General features: G+C 64.9%; 16 protein-coding genes. 5 read left to right on the top strand and 11 right to left on the bottom strand.

Features of this window, described 5'->3' with window-relative positions:
* Positions 1-130: 130 nt before the first annotated feature.
* The 6 genes from ACM9LZ_RS15320 to ACM9LZ_RS15295 form a co-directional block, all read right to left on the bottom strand.
* Complete coding sequence (locus ACM9LZ_RS15320; RefSeq protein WP_416620363.1) at positions 131-3487, bottom strand: flagellar hook-basal body complex protein; 3357 nt, start codon at positions 3485-3487, stop codon at positions 131-133.
* 277 nt (positions 3488-3764) lie between these two features.
* Positions 3765-4052 (bottom strand): hypothetical protein, encoded by a 288-nt coding sequence (locus ACM9LZ_RS15315; protein WP_416620362.1) that lies wholly within the window; start codon positions 4050-4052, stop codon positions 3765-3767.
* A gap of 33 nt (positions 4053-4085) precedes the next feature.
* The gene (locus ACM9LZ_RS15310; protein ID WP_416620361.1) at positions 4086-6134 is read right to left on the bottom strand and encodes a hypothetical protein; all 2049 of its coding nucleotides are present in this window, start codon (positions 6132-6134) and stop codon (positions 4086-4088) included.
* Positions 6131-7537 carry a flagellar hook-associated protein FlgK gene (gene flgK, locus ACM9LZ_RS15305; RefSeq protein ID WP_416620360.1) on the bottom strand — a complete coding sequence of 469 codons (1407 nt, stop codon included), beginning with the start codon at positions 7535-7537 and terminating at the stop codon, positions 6131-6133. Before flgK ends, ACM9LZ_RS15310 begins: the two co-directional genes overlap by 4 nt.
* Before the next feature lie 270 nt (positions 7538-7807).
* Positions 7808-8140, bottom strand: a complete 333-nt coding sequence (locus tag ACM9LZ_RS15300; protein ID WP_416620359.1) for a DUF2934 domain-containing protein — start codon at positions 8138-8140, stop codon at positions 7808-7810.
* 126 nt (positions 8141-8266) lie between these two features.
* Positions 8267-9781, bottom strand: a complete 1515-nt coding sequence (locus tag ACM9LZ_RS15295) for a class I SAM-dependent methyltransferase (protein ID WP_416620358.1) — start codon at positions 9779-9781, stop codon at positions 8267-8269.
* A 217-nt stretch (positions 9782-9998) separates the two neighbouring features.
* On the opposite strand from ACM9LZ_RS15295, the gene ACM9LZ_RS15290 reads away from it, so the two are divergent.
* Positions 9999-10583: a thymidine kinase gene (locus ACM9LZ_RS15290; protein WP_416620357.1), complete on the top strand. Its 585-nt coding sequence runs from the start codon at positions 9999-10001 to the stop codon at positions 10581-10583.
* 113 nt (positions 10584-10696) lie between these two features.
* A complete protein-coding gene (locus ACM9LZ_RS15285) occupies positions 10697-11173 on the top strand; it encodes a YchJ family protein (RefSeq protein ID WP_416620356.1) in 477 nt (158 codons plus the stop codon).
* Positions 11174-11191: 18 nt separating this feature from the next.
* Here the strand turns inward: ACM9LZ_RS15285 and ACM9LZ_RS15280 are convergent, their stop codons facing one another.
* Complete coding sequence (locus tag ACM9LZ_RS15280; protein WP_416620355.1) at positions 11192-12070, bottom strand: SDR family NAD(P)-dependent oxidoreductase; 879 nt, start codon at positions 12068-12070, stop codon at positions 11192-11194.
* Positions 12071-12348: 278 nt separating this feature from the next.
* Between ACM9LZ_RS15280 and hemH the strand changes: the two genes are divergently transcribed.
* Entirely contained in the window at positions 12349-13395 is a 1047-nt protein-coding gene (gene hemH / locus ACM9LZ_RS15275) for a ferrochelatase (protein ID WP_416620354.1), read from the top strand.
* A 221-nt stretch (positions 13396-13616) separates the two neighbouring features.
* Entirely contained in the window at positions 13617-14294 is a 678-nt protein-coding gene (locus tag ACM9LZ_RS15270) for a substrate-binding periplasmic protein (protein ID WP_416620353.1), read from the top strand.
* A gap of 38 nt (positions 14295-14332) precedes the next feature.
* On the opposite strand, the gene ACM9LZ_RS15265 is transcribed toward ACM9LZ_RS15270, so the two are convergent.
* From ACM9LZ_RS15265 to ACM9LZ_RS15250, 4 genes are all read right to left on the bottom strand, one after another.
* Positions 14333-15175: an alpha/beta fold hydrolase gene (locus ACM9LZ_RS15265; RefSeq protein ID WP_416620352.1), complete on the bottom strand. Its 843-nt coding sequence runs from the start codon at positions 15173-15175 to the stop codon at positions 14333-14335.
* Positions 15172-15990: an aspartate/glutamate racemase family protein gene (locus ACM9LZ_RS15260; protein WP_416620351.1), complete on the bottom strand. Its 819-nt coding sequence runs from the start codon at positions 15988-15990 to the stop codon at positions 15172-15174. The genes ACM9LZ_RS15265 and ACM9LZ_RS15260 overlap by 4 nt, the downstream gene beginning before the upstream one ends.
* 186 nt (positions 15991-16176) lie before the next feature.
* Positions 16177-16671, bottom strand: a complete 495-nt coding sequence (locus ACM9LZ_RS15255; protein WP_416620350.1) for a YbaN family protein — start codon at positions 16669-16671, stop codon at positions 16177-16179.
* A gap of 62 nt (positions 16672-16733) precedes the next feature.
* Positions 16734-18194, bottom strand: coding sequence for a catalase (locus tag ACM9LZ_RS15250; RefSeq protein WP_416620349.1), 1461 nt, complete (start codon positions 18192-18194; stop codon positions 16734-16736).
* 127 nt (positions 18195-18321) lie between these two features.
* Between ACM9LZ_RS15250 and ACM9LZ_RS15245 the strand changes: the two genes are divergently transcribed.
* The gene (locus tag ACM9LZ_RS15245; protein WP_416620348.1) at positions 18322-19218 is read left to right on the top strand and encodes a LysR substrate-binding domain-containing protein; all 897 of its coding nucleotides are present in this window, start codon (positions 18322-18324) and stop codon (positions 19216-19218) included.
* Positions 19219-19232: the final 14 nt, after the last annotated feature.

The raw sequence follows: 19232 nt of genomic DNA, 5'->3' as shown, positions 1-19232 counted from the left end.
AACGCCGTTTACCGCCCGCGACCACCCCCGGCCCCCGCATGGCCCGGAAACGCGAAATCCCGGCCCTGGAAAGGGGCCGGGATCGACACGCCGCGCAGCTAGGGGTAAGGGGCCGCTGCCGCCCGATGCCTTACCGCTTCAGATTGATCGTCTCCGTCAGCATTTCGTCGGTCGTCGTGATGACGCGGGTATTGGCCGTGTAGGAACGCTGGGCCACGATCAGCTTCGTGAATTCCTGCGCGATATCCACGTTCGATCCCTCCAGCGAGCTGGTGGCGATGGTGCCAGCACCATTGATGCCCGTGCTGGTGAAACGCGCGCGGCCACTTTCCGAGGTTTCCGTGAACACCCCACCCGTCTCACGCGACAGGGAGTTGGGGTCGTTGAACAGGACCAGCGGCACCTGGGCGATGATCCGCCGGCGGCCATTGTCGTAATTGGCCACGACATCACCATTGTCCCGGATCTCCACGTCGCGGAAGGTGCCCTGCGGGCTGCCATCCTGAAGCAATGAGGTGACGTTGATCGTGCTGCCATCATACTGCGTCAGGCCCGTTGCCTCGCCGAAGGTGCCGAGGTCCAGGGTCATGCGCTGCGGCCCGTTGCCGTAATCGACCAGGAAGGTCACCTGCGCCGGCTGCCCGGCTTCCGTCACGGCGCTGACTGTCGCATTGCCGAGGCCGACATTGGCCGACGACAGGCTGGACAGCGTGCCGGCCTTGGCCAACTCGCCGTTGGGCAGTGTACCGCCAAAGCCCAGCGTGATATGGGCCGGCGTCGTGCCCGCCGTCGATGACGGCTCGCCAAGGAAGGCGATGCCGTCCTGGTTGCTGGTAAAGGTCAGCACGCCGCCCACCGATGTGGCCTGGACCGGCACGCCGCTATCCTGGTTGACCTTCAGGGCCAGGTTGGCGGCGATCTCGTCCAGCGACACCTCGCTGCCGGTGGTCGTATAGGTGATGGTCCGGTTGAAGCTTTCGGGAATGGCCTGCGTGCCGTCCAGCGGGATGCTGGCATCCTTGGCCGTCAGCGTGATGCCGGTCGTGACACCGTTGGTCTTGACGGCATTGGCCGTGAAGGGGGCGCCGAAATCATTGCCGACCCGGGTCACCAGATTGTCCAGCACGCTGGCCACCGTGGGGAAGTCGGCCAGATTCTGTTCGGATATCTGCATCGCATAGGTCGTGCCGTTCATGGTGATGGCATAACGGTTGCCCACCGTCGGCGCCGCCGTGGTGTTGGAGAAGTCGAAGAATTGCGAGGCGGCATCGGTGGTGGTGGCGATGGCATCGGTCCCGGTAACCGTGAAGCTGTTATTCGGGGTCGAGGTCAGGATCAGATTATTGCCGGTGGCGGACGCGGTGATCCCGGCCGGCAGGCCAAGCTGGCCCGCCACGAAATTCAACGTATCATTCATGGTCGCCAGTGCCGGCGGACCCGCGATGTCGGCGGCGGTCAGCGTGTGCGAATAGGTCGTGCCGTTCACCGTGACGCTGTAGACCTCGTTCGCCACGGGCGCCCGGTTCGGATAGCCGATCTGGGTGATCTGCGGCAGGGTGGCCGTCGGCTGCTGCGTCGTCGTGCCCCGCATGGCGACGGGGTTCGTCTGGATCGCCGTGGGGCTGCGCAGTGTGACGGAATAGGTGGCCCCCACATCGCCGGGCACGCCCGTGATGGAGATGCGCTGTGTCTGCCGGCTGCCGGAGATGTTCCCCTGCACCGAGCTGACGAAGGTCGTGTTGTCGGCCGGCAGGGCGTTGGTGATCGCCGGCTGCATCAGGTTGTCACGTGCCGTGACGGAGAAACCCGTGCCCGCGACCGGTGCCGTCAGGATCAGCCGGTTGCCGCTGGCGCTGACGTTCACCGGCGGGGCGGTACCGCCGCCATCCTGCAGCAATGTCACGCCCGGCGCCGGCGGCGCCACCAGGGTCAGCGCGTCGCTCATCGACGGGTTGGCCGGAAGGGCAGCGATGTCAGCCGCCGTCAGCGTGTGGGAATAAACGGTACCGCCGATGGTCATGCTGAACGTGTCACCCGCCACCGGTGTGCGGTCGGGATAGGACAGTTCGGTCACCTGCTGCACGCCGGTGGCATTGGCCGTCGTCGTCATGCCCAGTTGCTCACCGACACTGAACGGCTCGCCCAGGGTCGTGCCGCGCAGGGTCAGGGAATTGCCTGTGACGGAGGCAACAACCCGCTCACCCGCCGAATTGGCGTTGATCTGGGCGGCCAGGGCCGTCACGACACCGTTCAGGTCGCGCAACTGGCCGATATTGGCGGCCGTTACCTCCACGCGGTAGGTCCGCGAGCTGGCATTGTCGACATTGATGGTGAAGACGTCACCGATATCGATGGAACTGCCGGCAAAGGTCACCACGCTCTGCTGCGGCTGACTGGCCGTGGCCGTGGTGGTGACCGGGGGATTGACGGTGTTCGTGGTGGGCGTGGCGTTGGTAACCGCCGTCGTCAGGTCGAAGCCCTGGCCGGCGGTGGAGGAGGAGATCCGCAGGCGCCCGTTGGAAACGGTGGCCGTGACACCCACCGGGGGGACGGCGCCGTTGATCTTGTCCGCCAGCGACTGGGCCACGCCCGCCAGGTTGGAAAGCTGGGAGGCATTGTTGGTCGTGATTGTCTCGGTGAAGTTCACGCCATTGACCGTCACCTGATAGGCGTCGCCAACCTTGAAGGCGCCGTTGCCGCTGGGAGAGGTGAACTGCACCTCCTCGATCTGCTGGCGCGGCTGGGTGCCCTGGGTCATGCTGGTCGATTGCGAGCTGACGGGATAGCCGGGCAGGCTGCCGGCCAGCGGCTGGCTGCCGACGGCGCCCGGCGTGTCGATGGTCAGGCGCCAGGACCCTTCGGTCTGTCCCGGCCGCCAGCCCAGGGTGATGTCGCGCGGCGTGCCCGTGGCATCGAACACCTGGATGGTTGTGGGCTGGATGGCCTGGCCCGGCGTCGGCGTGGTCGGCAGGTTGGCCCGCAGCTCGATGGAGCGGGTGGCCACGGGGCTGTCGATATCGGCCGTCACCTGGATCGGCGAAACGGTCGTGGAATAGGCGCCCGTCGCCTCGTTGTAGATATAGCCGTTCAGTGCATAGCCGGAATTGTTGACCAGCGTGCGCTGATCGTTCAGTTCAAAGCTGCCGTCACGGGTGTAGAAACGCCCGTCGGTCGGGGTGCTGACCCCGTTCACCGTGGTCAGGCGGCTGACGCTGAAGAAGCCCTGTCCGCGGATGGCCAGGTTGGTCGTGCGATCGACGGTCTCGATATTGCCGGCCACATTGTTGGCATAGCTGGGACGGGCCACCACGCCGCCGGGATTGTGAACGCGCGAGTTGGACTGCAGCACGAGATTGCTGAAGGACGTGTCAACGCGCTTGTAACCCGTGGTGCGGGAGTTGGCGATATTGTCCGAGATATGCCCCAGCGCCGAAGCCTGCGCCTGCAGGCCCGAAATGCCGGTGGTCAACGATCCGAAGATGCTCATGGAAGGGCTCCCGTCAGGGTATTGGCGTGTCGCTGTCTATTAAGCACGGACCGTGCCAACTACCTGAAAATCCACCATCTATCTGATATGGAAGGAAAATCCTTAAATGGTCGGTATCTGCAAGCCGGTGGTGACAAAGATTGCCGGGCTCTGGCCCGGCGGTTTTTGCCGCCCGGCGGGGGGCTTTTGCCGGGGGGGGAGCGAACATGGGAAAGGGCCGGCCCGCCATATGCGGAACCGGCCCTTGCGGCACGACAGGGATGACAAGAGGGGGGGATCAGTTGGGACGCGGCAGGCTGAAGAGCCCGGACCGCACATCCTCTGTGATACCTTCCAGGAACTCCACGGTCGTGCCGGCGCCATGCTTGGCCAGCAGGCCATAGATGGCGGCCGTGACAGTCATGGTGCCAACCATGTCATAGGGCACACCGTCCTTCACGGCATTGATCCAGAAGTTGTTGAACTGGTCGAACAGGCGGACGCGCATCTGTTCTTCCGGGGTGCCTGCCGCACTCTGGCCGGCGGAAACGGGGGCGATGGCATTCTGGGAAACATAGGCGTTCATGTCGGTTCTCCTTGGATGGATGATTGCTGCGATTCAGGTGAGGAAGTTGATGAGGGAGAGGGAATTTGCGCGGGACGCGACCGTGTAGGTAGCTTCCTGCGAACTCATGGCGGCCTTCAGGCGGACGGCGACCTCGTTCTCGTCGATGCCTTCGATGCCGGCCAATTCGTTCTTGGCCTTGGTCAGCGCGTCCTGATGGCGGGAGCGCACATTCTCCATGGCCGTGTTGGCGTTCGCGACGCGGGCCTGGGCGCCCCGCAACTCGCCGGTGACACCGGTCAGCACGTCGCGCGCCTCGTTCATCCGCTGGCTGTACTCGCCGGGGCGGGCCACGGCGGCCGTCAGGCTGCGCAGGGCGTTGACCAGCTTCTGGATGGCGGGATCGTTGCTGGTGACGCCATAGCTGACCGTGTAGCCGTCATCCACCTGCACGCGGGCGATGTCATAGGCCGCGGTGCTGGTGGCATTGGCAGCATATTGCGTGTCGTAGAAGGGCAGGTCCGGGGGCCGCGTGGTGCTGGTGAAATCACCATGCTCGGCCAGCGGCGGCAGCTTGTTGTTGACCAGCATCGTGCGGTTGCCGGCATTGTTGATGCTGGCTTCGGTCTGGAACTGGGAATTATTTTCCTTGGCCGTCAGCACGATGTTCGTATCGTCAGCGGGATCGATGCTGGCGACGACCGGAGAGGTCCCGTCGGCATTGATCTGGTCCATCAGCTTGGTTGCCACGAAGGCCGACATGGAGGGCTGCGGGGCCGGCATGGCCGCGATCTCGTCGAAATCCTTCGGCCCGACGACATAGGAATATTCGGTCGGTCCGGCGATCACCACCTGTTCGGGGGCGCCGTCATTCTGCACGATGGTGCGCGCCCCGATGGAGATGTTGAACACATCGCCGACATCGGCCTCCGCCCCGTGCAGCTTCACATGATCAATCTGCTCCTGGGTTTCGCTGGCCGTCTGGATGGTGAAGGGGGCCGTGTCGCCGTCGATGGCCAGGGGGGACGCCTCGATCCGGTTGTTGTGCCGCCCCGGCTCATAGACGTTGGTGGCCAGCGTGAAGCCTTCCTTGGGATCGTTGCCGGTGACCGTGACCACCCCGTTCAGTACCGATGCGGTGACGTTCAGGGGCGGCTGGTAGGCCTTGATCTGGTCGACCAGGCCTGTGCCGGTGCTGTTGGTCAGCGCCTCGTTCAGCGACTGTTCCTGTCCCGTCGTGACATAGGTGAAGCGCTTGCCATTCAGGGTCATCTCGTAGGTCGTGCCCACGTCGCCGCGCTCGCCCACCAGGGTGACGCGATTGATCTGCTTGGCGGAGATCAGGTCGCCCACAGGCACCGTGTCATAGCGTGACCCGGCGAAGAGATAGCGGTCGCCGACCTTCTGGTTCAGAAGCGACTGCAGTTCCGCCGTCATCCCCTTGATGATTTCCTTTGTGGCGGTCAGTTCCGGCCAGCTCACATCGAAGGAGGAGATGCCGGAACCTTCCAGCTTCTCGATGTTCAGCTTGACGATGGCGCCATCGCCCGGCCCGCCAGTGATCGTGAAACGATCGGCATCGACCTGCGGCGGCACCTGCTTCAGATTGATGGTGTTGGTGGCGACACCGCCCAGACCATCGGAGACCGTCACATCGAAGCTGCCCGGCGGGCCGCTGCGGCTGGGGATCGCGGAAACGGTATAGGTGGCTTCGGCCATGAAGCGGCTGTTGGTCAGGTCCACGCTGACCTTCATGGAACCGGCCGTCGCATTGTTGACGGTGCTGACGCGCACCGCGCCCGGTCCGGCGGGCAGGCGCGTCGTGCTGGTCAGTTCCGACGCCATGTCGGCCATGCGCTCCATGATCGTATTGTAGGATTGCACCCGCGTGGAGGTCTGATCGATGACCTGCGTATAGCTCTGCCGGCGTACCAGTTCGGTGCGCAGGTCCAGCAGGCGCTGCGTCTGCACGCCATAGAAGGCGACATCCGTCGATTGCTTGCCGGACGACAATTGCTGGGACAGCGTATCGATGTTCCTCTGACCGCCCGTAACGGTCCGGACCAGATTAAGATAGCTGGCGTAGCTGCTGATGCCCGTCATCTCACGATCCCCTCGATGGCGTCCAACATGTTGTTGACCGTCTGCATCACGCGGGCGGCGGCGGAATAGTTGCGCTGGAGGACCTGCAACATGGCGATTTCCTCATCCATGTTGACGCCGACATTGTTCTTGTAGCGAACATCCAGTTGCATCTTGAAATCCGTGGCGATGGTTGCCTGTTCGCCCACCACCTTTGAATTGGCGCTCCACTGGGTGATCATGGTGCTGACCATGGAGCTGTAGGTCAGGCCCGTGGCGCGCAACCCGTCGGCCGTGATGCTGCGGCCCGAGCTATTGAGCGCCGTGGACACGCTCTCCGCCGCGCTGGTCTTCACCTGAAGCTGGCCCGACAGCAGGGCCGGGTTGATGCCGAAGGTACCGGCCCCGTTACCGATGAAGAAACGGTCCGGCAACTCACCCTCGGCCGTCGGCGATGCCTGGCTGTAGGCATCGGCGAAGCTGGTGGGCTCGCCCGCCTTGGTCGGGCCCAGGAAAGCCTGTGCCACCGCCTCCAGCTGCGAGCGCAGTTTGCGCAGAACCTCCGCACCGGGCAGGCTGGAAGCGGCCTGGACCGGGTCCTTGGTCGATCCATCGGCCCGCAGTTCCAGCAGGGCGCCCAGCTTGCCGTCGGAGACCATGCCGGAAAGATCCCGGTCCGACCCGGTGGACCGAAGCTCCCCATTGTCATAGGTGAACTTGACCGGGGCGGCATCCAACAGCGAGATGCCCGAACTGGTGAAGATCGACAGCTTGCCGTCCGCGCGCTCCACGGTGCGGATGCTCATCATGCTGGCCACATCGCGCACGAGCTGGTCGCGCCGATCCTCCATGGCCAGGGTCGGATCGCCCGCCCCCCGGGTAGCAAGGATATCGGCATTCAGCTTGTCGATCTCGGCAAGCGCGCTGTTCAACTGATCAACGGAACCGCGGATATCATTGTCGAGCTGCTTTTCAAGATCGCCGATGCCCGAGGACAGGCGCTGCATCTCCCGCGCGATATCCTCTCCATAGATCACGATCTGGTTCTTGGCGACGACATTTTCCGGATTGGCGGACAGTTCGCGCCAGGCGGATTCAAATTTCTCCAGACTATCGGAAAGCGGCGGCGTGCCGCCCGTGGTCCCCAACAAATCCGTAACCCGGCGCATATAGCCGGCCAGGGTCGTGGCGCTGGACTCCTCCGAAATGGTCTGCTCAAGCTGCACGCGCAGGGCGACATCGACCTGACGCTTGTACTGGGCCACGACGGCGTTGCCGCGGCTGTCGGTCGTCTGTTCCAACGTGTGGCGGGAACGGTTGGGATCATCGGCCTTGGCCACATTCTCGGCAACAAGCGACAGCTGGCCCTGAATCATCTTCAAGGTGCTTGTCGTGTTTGAGAGAACGCCGAAGAGGCTGGTCATCGACCGGTTCCTTTTGCCGACTTTGCGTCAGGACCGATCCCCACGACCGGCCCGCCCCCAGAGATGCAACGGGCGGGCCAACTTGATGAAGTTGTTGTTTATCAGATAGTTATGTGAAAAATCCCCCTGTCGCACATGATAGGCGGCAATTTCTGCCGGCTGGAAAAGCCGGAAACGGCAAGCTTCGCCGGGTCAAACAAAAACCCCCGCCTTTCAGGGGCGGGGGCTTGGATGCGCGGGGGGCGGCCGTCGCCCGGCCGGCAGCGATGGTCAGGCCGTGTGAACGGCGGCGGACAGCAGGGATAGCCGGCTGCGAACGATCTGTTCGGCCACCAGCCAATGTTCGACATCACGTCCCTGCGGCTGGCCCTCGCTCAACCACAGCAGGTAGGCTTCCTCAGCCACCTGATCCTGCGAGGGTTCGGCGGCCAGGGGTGCGGTCGTCACCTTCTTCTTCGCTGCCGGTTCAGCCTTGGCAGCCCGCGGCTTGGCCGCGGCGCGGGGCTTCCGGGGCGAGGGAGGCGTGATGGCGGCAGCGGCCGCCTCTGGAACAGTCAGGGCAACGGCATCGACAATGACGGGCTTGGCGGACTTGCGCGGCATGGAATCGTCTCTCCATCGGCGGGGGGCAGTCAGGGTGACGCCCCGCCATGTTGCACCGCACTTTCGAGAAAAGCCACCTTCTTCCGAAGCATTACACCGAATTTTCATCCTGACTGTACAAAAGCGTCATCCATCCTGCTGCACCGCACCCAGAAGGCGCAGAAGGGGCAGGCGGCGCCGGGCAAAGCTTTCCCACTGGTCTGCCAGTTCTGCACGGTTGCGGTCGGGCGTATCCAGCGGCCGGCCGTCCCGCAGCACGCGCTGGCCCGCCGCCTCCAGCACCTTCCAGGCGAAGGCCGCCGGCTCCGTCCCCTTTTCCAGCGCGGCCAGGAACAGCAGTTCGATGCGACTGGTCTCCACAGCCCCGCCCGTCACGGGGCAGGCAAGGGCCGTCATCCGGTCGGCCTGCTGCGCGTCCGCCAGCAGCAGCGCATTCAGGCGCGCACAGCTTTCACGACGCCGGGCCAGCCCGGTCTCCGGCAGGGCCGGCGTCACCAGCGACAGGGCGGCCAGCGCGGCAAGCGCGGCCGGACCCCGGTCACCCAGCGGCGCCAGCAATGCCTGCTCCGCCTGCGGCCCCTGCATCAGCGCCGTCAGCAGGGCGTGCGCCTCGTCGAACGGCGGCTCCACGGGCAGGGTGGCCGGCGTGGCCCGGCGTGGCAGGTCGCGGGGCGTGCCCAGTGCCGCCCATATCCGGTCACCCTGACCTGCCATATCCCCTGTCCCGGCCTGCCCACCTACGCGGATGAACAGGTCGCGGCGGAAGGGACGGTTGGACAGGAAATCCCGCAGCAGTTCGGCAAAGGCCGGATCATCGGCCGCCGCAGCCCCCCCGGCGGTAAGGATGGCCTGCCGCCGGGGTTCCTCTTCCCAGCGGTCGGCGGCCCGCGCCTGGGCCGCCAGGCTCAATCCGGCCGGCGCCAGACTGGCCGCCAGATCGGTGAAGTAGGTGGGGTGCCAATTCTCGTTGAAATATTCGTGTGCCAGATAGGCTACGGGCCGGTCCAGCAACTGGTCCAGCCGGGCCGATACGGTGGGGTTGACCTGGAAATGCGCGGCGCCAGCCGCACGCAGCCTGTCGGCCAGGGCCAGCGCGCCCTGGATACGGTCGGGCAAGCCCCCCTGCCCGCGCATCACCGACGCCAGCATCAATTCACGCAGCGGCATATATTGCCCCCAGCCGGGCAACACATTGTATCCCATATAGACCACGCCACCGGGCTTCAGGTGACGGGCGATGAAGTCCACGATCTCCGCCCGCTGGACCGGTCCAACCCAGGACCACACGCCATGCAGGGCAATGATGTCGAAACCGGGCAGGCCGGCGCGGCCATATTCGGCAAAGCCCCTGTCGCTGACCGTCAGATTGCCAAGCCCGGCCCGCGTGGCCAGCCCCCGGACATGGGCCACGTGGGCGGGATTGATGTCATTGCCCCAGAACCGCGCCTGGGGATTGGCAGCGGCCATCAGGGCCAGCGTGAAGCCCTGCCCGAAGCCCAGTTCACAATAATCGAAGCCGGCATCGGGCCGGATGGGCGCGCGCGGCCCCAGCGCCGCCGCCATGGACCAGGGCAGCAACTCGGCATGGAAACCATGCGTATAGCCGATTTCCGTGACATACCCGTCGGTCCAGCCCTGCATGCCCCTTCGCCCTCTCCCTCTCATACCGGGGTCGAGAAATCCTGCCCCCGGTATCCGCGCCAACTGGCGCGGCGGCAGCCCGCGCCGCCGAAACCGGCAAATCCTGACCCGTCAGGATTTACCGGCGCGCGTATCACATGGCGTTTTCATGGCATGAACGGCCGATCTCGGCTATGGAAAGCAAACCCGGGCCGGGAAGAAGCGACAGGGAACAGGCATGCGCTACGGAAAGCTGGAAGTCATCTGCGGTCCCATGTTTTCCGGCAAATCCACGGAAATCCTGAAACGCGCCATCTGGTACACGCATGGCACGGGCTCGCACATCCTGCTTCTGAAGCCCGCCTTCGACGTGCGCTATGCTGAAAACCGGGTGGTCAACCATGATGGCATCGGTTTCGACGCCATCCCGATCACGCGCATGCCCGCCGTGGCCGACAGCATCGCCGCCGTCTTCATCGATGAAGTGCAGTTCTGCACCGACCCCCATTATCACGGTGACCTGGTGGAGGATGTGCGGGTGCTGCTGCACCGGGGCATCGATGTGGCCGTGGCCGGGCTGGACATGGATTGGCGCGGCCGGGCCTTTCCCGTGACGGCCACTCTGGCCGCCATGGCGGATGGGTTGCAGAAGCTGCGGGCCCGTTGCGCCGTGTGCGGGCATGACGCGCATAAAAGCTTCAAGAAGCACAGTAACGACCGCACCGTGGAACTGGGACAGGCCGACCTGTACGAGCCACGCTGCAACCTGCATTGGCATGATCACAGTCCGAAGCCGGGCCGGGAATTGTCGCTGGACCTGTGACGCGCTTCACCGGAAGCCCCCCTTGCCATAACCGCACTGGCGGGGGCCGGCGCAATCCGCTATCCCCTTGGGCCCAAGCCGAACTGAACCTTCTGCCCTTGCGAGTGAGCGATATGAGCCTTTGTCCCTGCGATTCCGGCCTGGCTTTCGATGCCTGCTGCGGCCCCTTCCTGGCCCGCACCGCCGTCGCCCCGACACCGGAAGCCCTGATGCGTTCGCGCTACAGCGCCTTTGCCAAGCAGGATGTCGCCTATCTGGGCGAGACGCTGCTGCCCGGCACCCAGGACGATTTCGACGCCGAGCAGGTGACCGAATGGGCCCGGACCAGCACCTGGACGGGACTGGAAGTGCGGTCCACGGCCAATGGTGCCTCTCCGGACGAAGCCTATGTCGAGTTCGTGGCCAAGTTCACGATGGACGGCAAGGACCTGGTCCATCACGAGACAGGCCGTTTCGTGCGCCAGGACGGTCGCTGGTGGTATGCCGACGGCATCATGGGCCAGCGTCCGCGCACCGTGGTGAAGGTGGGCCGCAACGATCCCTGCACTTGCGGATCGGGCAAGAAATACAAGAAGTGCTGCGGCGCCTGACCGGGCTGCGGAAATACGCTAAGCGTTGAAACCCGCATCCACCGTCACCACCGACCCCGTCATGAAATGGGCGGCGGGGCTGGCCAGGAAGGCCACCGCAGACGCAATGTCGGCCGGCTTGCCATAATGGCCCAGCGATGTGAGCCGGCGGTTGGGCTCTGCCCAATCGCCATCGGCGGGGTTCTGATCGGTATCGATGGGCCCCGGTTGCACAAGGTTGACCGTGATGCCCCGTGGGCCCAATTCGCGGGCGAGCCCGCGGGTGAAGGCCAGAAGCGCCGATTTCGACATCGAATAGACGGTCAGGCCAGGATAGGGAACCCGCTCCGCCAGGCAGGAACCGATGGTGATGATGCGCCCGCCCTGCTGGAGATGCGGGATGGCCGCCCGGGCAGCCAGCGCAGCGGAACGGGCATTCACGTTCAGCAGCGCATCGATATCGGTCAAGCTCATCTCCTGCAGGGGGCCGGACCGCGCGATGCCGACATTGTTGACCAGCATGTCAAGCCCGCCCAGCCTTCCGACCGTTTCAGCCACCGAGCGCCCGACCGCCGCTGGGTCACCGCTGTCGGCCTGAATGGCCAGGGCGCGGCGGCCCTTCGCCTCCATCGCGCCGACGATGGCGGCGGCCTTGTCAGTTGAATGCAGATAGGTGATGGCGACATCGGCCCCCCGGTCCGCCAGTTCCAGCGCGATCCCGGCGCCGATGCCACGGGATGCGCCCGTCACCAGCACGCGCCGGCCCGCCAGATCCCCCTGCCTGTTCGGTCCGGGGTCGGTGGCCTCCCTGCCCGAAGCGGCGCCGGCGGCTGCACTGGCGGCAATCGCACCCATGCCCGCGGTGGCGCCCATCATCATCAAGCGCCTGCTGACGGCGGTTTCATCCTGGTTGCGCATTTCATCTCTCCATAAGGTCATGGCCAAAACCGGGCTGGCCCATGACCGGAAGTGTCACGCTTCGCGGCGGCCGGCTCTACGCAGATCCGATCAGACAATGATGGGGTTCTATCAGATGAAAGCGGCACGGCCGCCGCCGGCCCTGCGCCAGCATGGCGCAGCCGTTCCGGCAAAAGATTGGACGCCCGGTCATTGAAGGTTTGGCCCCACCGGATATCTTGTTAGAACCCAGACCGTCCACACGGACGGTTTTGTCCCCTTTTCCGGATGGCCCGCAATTGTCCGTCACGCCCCAGCCCCCTGCCCTGCCCGCCGGCCATCCGCTGCTGCCCCGGCCGAAAATCGGCGTCCTGCTGATCAATCTGGGCACGCCGGAAGGCACCGATTACTGGTCCATGCGCCGTTATCTGTCGGAATTCCTGTCAGACCGCCGCGTCGTGGAGATACCGCCCTTCATCTGGCAGCCGATCCTGCAGGGGATCATCCTGACCTTCCGGCCATCCAAAAGCGGTCATGCCTATGCCGGCATCTGGAACCGGGAGCGCGATGAAAGCCCCCTGAAGACCTATAGCCGGGCGCAGGCCGATGGGCTGCGGGCCGTGCTTTCCCAGGCCCATGGCGACCGGGTGGTCGTGGAATGGGGGATGCGCTATGGCCATCCCGCCACCGCCGATGCCATCGACCGCCTGTTGGCTCAGGGCTGCGACCGCATCCTGCTGTTTCCGCTGTATCCGCAATATAGCGCCACGACCACGGCCACGGCCTGCGATCAGGCGTTCCGGCATCTGATGCGCCTGCGCCGGCAACCTGCCGTGCGCACGGTACCCGGGTATCACGATGATCCCGCCTATATCGAGGTGCTGGCCGATAGCGTGCGGCAGCATCTGAACGGGCTTTCCTGGCAACCGGATATGATCATCGCCTCCTATCACGGGTTGCCCAAAGCCTATCTGGAAAAGGGCGATCCCTATCATTGCTACTGCCTGAAAACGACACGCCTGTTGCGTGAACGGCTGGGCTTTGGCCCGGACCGGCTGATTCATGCGTTCCAGTCGCGCTTCGGCCGCACCGAATGGCTGCAGCCCTACCTTGAGCCCCTGGTCAAATCCCTGCCGGGCCAGGGTGTGCGCAAGGTCGCCATCCTGGCGCCCGCCTTTGTCAGTGACTGCGTCGAAACACTGGAGGAGGTGGACCAGGGCATCCGGGAGACATTCCTTACCGCAGGGGGGAGCGACTTCACCTATATCCCGTGCCTGAACGACCAGCCCGGCCATATCGGCCTTTTGCGCCGGATCGTGGAGCGGGAATTGGCGGGCTGGCTTTAACGGCCTGCCCCATCCTTACCGTCTGGGGGCATGTCACAAGGCCGGGTTGACCTTGGGTCCCGATCCCTCCTACGCTGGGCCGACGGGTCCACCGCGCGTTGGCCCCATAGCATGCAGGTGGCAGGGTGCGGCGATCGGCGGTCCTTCTTCTGTTTCTTGTGGCAACATGGACCCTTCCCGCCCCATCGGCCAAGGCGCAGGAAGGGGGCGCAGCATCTCCCTTGAAGCTGGTCACGGGCAGTGACTATCCACCCTATGTCGATGATGATCTGCCGGGCGGCGGTCTCATCACCCGCGCGGTGCTAAGCGCTTTTGCCGCCGCCGGATGGCCGGTGGAACTGACGGTGGAGCCGTGGCGGCGCGGCTATGAAGGGACGCTGGCCGGCCGCTTCGACGCCACCTTCCCCTATATCCGCACCACGCAGCGCGAAGGCGAGCTGCTGTTCTCCGATCCGATCGTCATGGTGCGCCAGCATCTGGTCGTCGCCATCGGCCAGCGCGATGCCGCCGCCGCCCCCGGCTGGATGAAGGGCCGGCTGGTCTGTGCCGGTGTCGGCTATGGCCTGCCGCCCTGGCTGGAGGCGATGATCCACAATGGAGAGGTGCAGCGCATCACGCCGGGGCAGCAGCGAAGCTGCCTGGCCATGATCGCCGCCGGCCGCGCCGATTTCATGGTGGAGGATGCGCGCATTGCCGCGGCGCGGCTGGCCGAACCGGGCGCGGCGCGGAATGTCGCCGTCGTTCCCTCCCCCGATACGCGGGAAGCGAGCCTGCACCTCGTCATTGCCCGCACCCATCCGCATGCTCAGCAGATCCTGGCGCTTTTCAACCAGGGCCTGGCCAAGGCGAAGGCCGATGGCACGGCCCCGGCGATGGTGCCCTTGGGCCCCCCGTCCTGACGGCACCCAGCCTGTGCCCCTGTTCCCGGCCACGGACCTCACCCGATACCGGCGACGAAGTCGGCGATGACCTGCGCAACGGCCGTGCCGTGGCCTGCCGCCCCGAAGCCCGGCGTCTGCCGGCACTGGCCTTTGGCGGCGGCGGCCAGGGCGGCGCGGGTATCATCGGCCAGCGGGTCCGCCGCACCCAGGACCCCCAGCACAGGACAGGTGATCAACGGGATACGGGCCAGGGTCGGATAGCGGAAAGCCGCGTGATAGCTCCAGGGATAGGTTTCCGGCGCCTTCAGCACATCCAGCAGCAGATCGTGCAGCTTCTGCGGTGCCGGCAGGCCTACGGCCCGGCGGTGCCCGGCATCGCGCTGATACCAGGGAAAGAAGATATACTGATCACGGCAGAACATGAAGGCGCGCAACAGATGGTCGCCGTCCAGCGTCGGCGTGAAGGCGGGAGCATAGCGCGCCATATATTCCGCCTGCTGTGCTTCCGTGAAGGCCGCAACCCCATCCAGCACGACGCTGCGCACCCGGGCCGGCGCCTGGATGGCCAGTTCGGCGGCGACGGCAGCCCCCGTGTGCGAACCGTAAAGATGCGACGTCGCAACTTCCAGCCCATCCATCAAGGCCAGGGCGGTGGCGGCGTAATCCGCCATGGCCGGACGTGCATCGCCGGGCAGGCGCGGGGGATCGCTGTCACCATTGCCCGGCGTATCGGGCGCGATGACATCGAAGCGATCGGCCAGGGCTGCGATCAAGGGCTCCAACTGCTTGGAACTGCCGGGAGAGGCGTGAAACAGCAGGATGGTCTCGCCGGCGCCGGCCCGGCGATAATGGATCTGCCCATGCGGGCCATCGGCGAAACCGCGGCGGATCCGTGTCATGCCCCCTCCTCCAGGCTGGCCACGATGCAGACCGGACAATCCTCCGGCGCATCGGCGGCCACCCCTTCCACCATGCGCGACACCAGATCGCGCCGGCCGGGGCGCAGGGTCAGACGGCCGGAGCCGGATGCAGCCGTTGCCGCCACCCCGACGGCAGCGCGCACAGCTTCCTGCAACGGATTGATCACGGGAAGGCTGGCCGCCTGCGCAATCCGGCCGGCCAGGGGGGACATGCAGGTGCAGCCCAGCAGAACGGCCTCCGCGCCACTGGCCGCCATGCGGGCGACCGCCGCATTGATGGTGGCAAGGATGGGGGCCGCACCGTCCCGCACCTGTGCCAGATATCCGTCGGGACCTTGCAGTTGGTCCAGCGCTTCTTCCTGCCCGACATTGTCGATGCCCAGGCACTGGCCAGCAAAGCCATACCGATGCAGCAGGTCCTGTGGGATGAAGTTCATGGAAGCCGGCCAGACCGTGACGATACCGAAGCGGCGCCCCCCCGCCCCGGCCGCCGCCATTCCCTGGAAACCCGCCCCGAAGACCGGCACCGGCGTGGCGGCCTGGATGGCCTCCAGCCCATAATCGCCGACACTGTCGATCACCATGGCCGTACAGCCATCTTCAACCGCCACCAGCGCCGCATCCAGATGCCCGACCTGTTGCAGAAGCCGTTCTACCGGCGTGTGGGGAAAAGCCGGAACCCTGGACGGACACGCCCGTAATGACAGGCCCGGTGTCAGCAGGGGTGCCAGCTCCGCAGCCGGGCCACCCGGCCGGAACGGGTCCCTGACGGCACCCAGCAAGCCGATCCACATGACCCATCTCCGATCTATTGATATATTCTTATATCATATTGACGGAGACTGCTATCTGTCAATCACGGGGCCCGCCCGGCCGACCTATCTTTGTGCGCCATTGCACGGACCAGGATGGCCCGATTACGCTGCCGATCACGGGATATCGCATCGGTGAAGGATAAGGGCGATGGATGTTAGCATCGATCAGGATGGCACCCTGACATTGACGGTCGAGATGCTGAACCATCTGGGCGTCAGGCCCGGTGACAGGGTGACGGTCACGCTGGCGGCCGGCCGCATGGTCACACCATCCGGTTCGGGCCGTGTGACCAGATAGACGGCGATCATGGCCAGACCTGTGCCACAGCCTGCAACCAGCCAAGGCTGTGCCGTGGCCAAGGGCACCAGCATGAGCCCTCCCAGCGAAAGCCCGATCACGGCCGCAACCTTGCCCCGCCGGGAAATCGCCCCCCGTTCGATGAACAGCCGCAGGGGCGGGCCCAATCGGGGATGACTGAGTAACATCGCCGCCCGCCGATCCCCTAGCCGCAACAGGCACCAGACCGACAGCAGCAGGAATATCGTGGTGGGCATCACGGGCAACACGGCACCGATCAGCCCCAGCAGCAGGAACAGACCCGCACCAAGGCGCAGCAGGCCGCGGGTCAGGCGGCTGGTTCTCCGGGGCATGGCGGTCATGGCACGGGTCCTTTCCATCGCCCCCGGTTGCGACGTCGCAACCGGGGGCATCATTGTCGGGGTTACGCGGCCGGATCGGACCGCATCGTGACACCGAGTGCCCTGGCGACGCCGGCGGCATAGTCCGGATGGACCTTGGCAAAGTGGCCAAGCTGGCGCTGAACAATGAAGTCGGGCACGCCATCCATGGCGGCGGCGATATTGCTGAACAGCCTTTGCTTCTGATCATCATCGAACAGGTTGAACAATGCCCGGGGCTGGCTGTAATCGTCATTCCCCTCCCGGTGATCATACCGGGTCGCGTCCCCGCTGATCCGCAGCGGCGGTTCCTGCACCGACGGGTCCTCGACCGGACCATCAAAGCTGTTGGGCTCGTAATAGGCATCGGGATTGCCCGTGTCGTTACGGAAGAACCGCATGGCCCCATCCTTGTGATAATGATGGAACGGGCATTTCGGGGCATTGACGGGCAGTGCTTCATAATGTGTGCCCAGCCGGTAGCGATGGGCATCGGCATAGGAGAAGATGCGGGCCTGAAGCATCTTGTCCGGGCTGTGCCCGATGCCGGGAACCACATTTGACGGGCTGAAAGCCGCCTGCTCGATCTCGGCGAAGTAATTGTCCGCATTGCGGTTCAGTTCCAGCACACCGACATCGATGGGCGGATAATCACCATGCGGCCAGACCTTGGTCAGGTCGAACGGATTGTAGGGTGTCTTTTCGGCATCCGCCTCGGGCATGATCTGGACCTGTACGGTCCATTGCGGAAAGGCACCCTTTTCAATGGACCCGAACAAATCCTCCTGATAGCTCTCCCGGCTGTGGCCAATGACCTCCGCAGCCTCGCCATTGGTCAGGAATGTGTGGCCCTGCCGGGTCTTGAAGTGGAACTTCACCCAGAACCGCTCACCATCATGGTTCCATAAGCTGTAGGTGTGGCTGCCATAGCCGTTCATGAAGCGTGGGCTGACGGGCAGGCCGCGGTCGCTGAACAGGATCGTCACCTGATGCAGGCTTTCCGGCGACAGGGACCAGAAATCCCACATCGCCGTGGGACTGCGCAGGTTGGTGCGGGGGTGGCGCTTCTGCGTGTGGATGAAGTCCGGGAATTTCAGCGGGTCGCGCACGAAGAAGACGGGCGTGTTGTTCCCGACCAGGTCCCAGTTGCCTTCCTCGGTGTAGAACTTGATGGCAAAGCCGCGCACGTCGCGTTCGGCATCGGCAGCCCCCATTTCACCCGCGACGGTCGAAAAGCGGAGCAACAGGCTAGTCTTCTTGCCCACCTCGCCAAAGATCCGGGCGCGGGTATAGCGGGAAATGTCGTTCGTGATGGTCAGCGTCCCGAAGGCGCCCCAACCCTTGGCATGCACCACGCGCTCCGGAATACGCTCCCGGTTCTGGTGCGCCAGCTTCTCGATCAACTGGTAATCCTGCATCAGCAGCGGGCCGCGGGGACCGGCTGACAGGCTGTTCTGGTTGTCGGGAACCGGCGCCCCTGCCGAGGTGGTCATGCGATGAGCCATTTTCATATCTCCCTGCGGGGTAGGTGTATGGGATGAACCGAACCTTAAGGGGTACGGTCCCACTGGTAAAATCGATTGTTTGAATGGTAATGATTGGTTTTACCTATGATAAGTCACGAGAACCCCTATGAACCTGCGCGACCTTCGGTATGTCCTCGCCGTCGCCGATCATCGGCATTTCGGACAGGCGGCAGCAGCCTGCAATGTCAGCCAGCCGACCTTGTCGGGACAGATCCGCAAGCTGGAAGAGTTGCTGGGCGCCACCTTGTTCGAACGCACGAACAAATCCGTCAGCCTCACGCCGGCCGCGGAGGCGATACTGCCCCTGGCCCGCGCCGCCGTGGAGAAGGCGGACACCATCATGGAACTGGCCCAGGGCTGGCGGGACCCGCTGGCCGGTTCCTTACGTCTCGGGGTCATCCCGACCCTGGGGCCCTATCTGGTGCCGCGCATTCTGGGGCCCTTGCGCGACCATTGCCCCCACCTGGACCTCGCCCTGTGGGAGGATACGACCGACAATCTGCTGGCCCGGCTGCGCCGGCACGCGCTGGATATGGTGCTGATCGCGACCAGCGTTGAGGAGGAGGATATCGTCACCCTTCCCCTGTTTGATGAGCCATTCCTGCTGGTCCTGCCGGAAGCGCACGCCCTGGCACCAGCCCCCTTCATCAGTGAAGACCAGTTGGCCCATATGGAAATGCTGGTGCTGGCCGATGGCCATTGCCTGCGCGAGCAGGCATTGGCAGCCTGCGCCCGGCCGGAAACGGGACGCGCCGACCTGCGGGCCACCAGCCTGGAAATGCTGTTGAACATGGTTGCGGCGGGTTATGGCTGCACGCTGGCACCAGCGCTGATGGTCGCCGGCCGGTCCTCCCCGGCACCCGGCACCATTGCAAGACCGCTGACGGCTGGCGTAGCGGGTCGGACAATACGCCTGGCCTTCCGGGAAACCTTTCCCCGCCGCCAGGCCGTGGAAGCCGTGGCCCAAGTGATCAGCGGCCTCAGCCTCGGCGCCTGCCGGTAAAGCCGGGCAGGGGA

Origin of the sequence: Niveispirillum fermenti (assembly GCF_048066175.1) — a bacterium.
Lineage (GTDB): Bacteria > Pseudomonadota > Alphaproteobacteria > Azospirillales > Azospirillaceae > Niveispirillum > Niveispirillum fermenti.
The sequence above is the reverse complement of the archived record's forward strand: the minus strand, read 5'-3'. Positions and strand labels throughout refer to the sequence as shown.

Bases quoted from the DNA above. Each gene is read 5' to 3' on its own strand.
- ACM9LZ_RS15320 (WP_416620363.1), bottom strand. From the start codon at position 3,487: ATGAGCATCTTCGGATCGTTGACCACCGGCATTTCGGGCCTGCAGGCG.
- ACM9LZ_RS15315 (WP_416620362.1), bottom strand. From the start codon at position 4,052: ATGAACGCCTATGTTTCCCAGAATGCCATCGCCCCCGTTTCCGCCGGC.
- ACM9LZ_RS15310 (WP_416620361.1), bottom strand. From the start codon at position 6,134: ATGACGGGCATCAGCAGCTACGCCAGCTATCTTAATCTGGTCCGGACC.
- flgK (WP_416620360.1), bottom strand. From the start codon at position 7,537: ATGACCAGCCTCTTCGGCGTTCTCTCAAACACGACAAGCACCTTGAAG.
- ACM9LZ_RS15300 (WP_416620359.1), bottom strand. From the start codon at position 8,140: ATGCCGCGCAAGTCCGCCAAGCCCGTCATTGTCGATGCCGTTGCCCTG.
- ACM9LZ_RS15295 (WP_416620358.1), bottom strand. From the start codon at position 9,781: ATGCAGGGCTGGACCGACGGGTATGTCACGGAAATCGGCTATACGCAT.
- ACM9LZ_RS15290 (WP_416620357.1), top strand. From the start codon at position 9,999: ATGCGCTACGGAAAGCTGGAAGTCATCTGCGGTCCCATGTTTTCCGGC.
- ACM9LZ_RS15285 (WP_416620356.1), top strand. From the start codon at position 10,697: ATGAGCCTTTGTCCCTGCGATTCCGGCCTGGCTTTCGATGCCTGCTGC.
- ACM9LZ_RS15280 (WP_416620355.1), bottom strand. From the start codon at position 12,070: ATGCGCAACCAGGATGAAACCGCCGTCAGCAGGCGCTTGATGATGATG.
- ACM9LZ_RS15265 (WP_416620352.1), bottom strand. From the start codon at position 15,175: ATGACACGGATCCGCCGCGGTTTCGCCGATGGCCCGCATGGGCAGATC.
- ACM9LZ_RS15260 (WP_416620351.1), bottom strand. From the start codon at position 15,990: ATGTGGATCGGCTTGCTGGGTGCCGTCAGGGACCCGTTCCGGCCGGGT.
- ACM9LZ_RS15255 (WP_416620350.1), bottom strand. From the start codon at position 16,671: ATGACCGCCATGCCCCGGAGAACCAGCCGCCTGACCCGCGGCCTGCTG.
- ACM9LZ_RS15250 (WP_416620349.1), bottom strand. From the start codon at position 18,194: ATGGCTCATCGCATGACCACCTCGGCAGGGGCGCCGGTTCCCGACAAC.
- ACM9LZ_RS15245 (WP_416620348.1), top strand. From the start codon at position 18,322: ATGAACCTGCGCGACCTTCGGTATGTCCTCGCCGTCGCCGATCATCGG.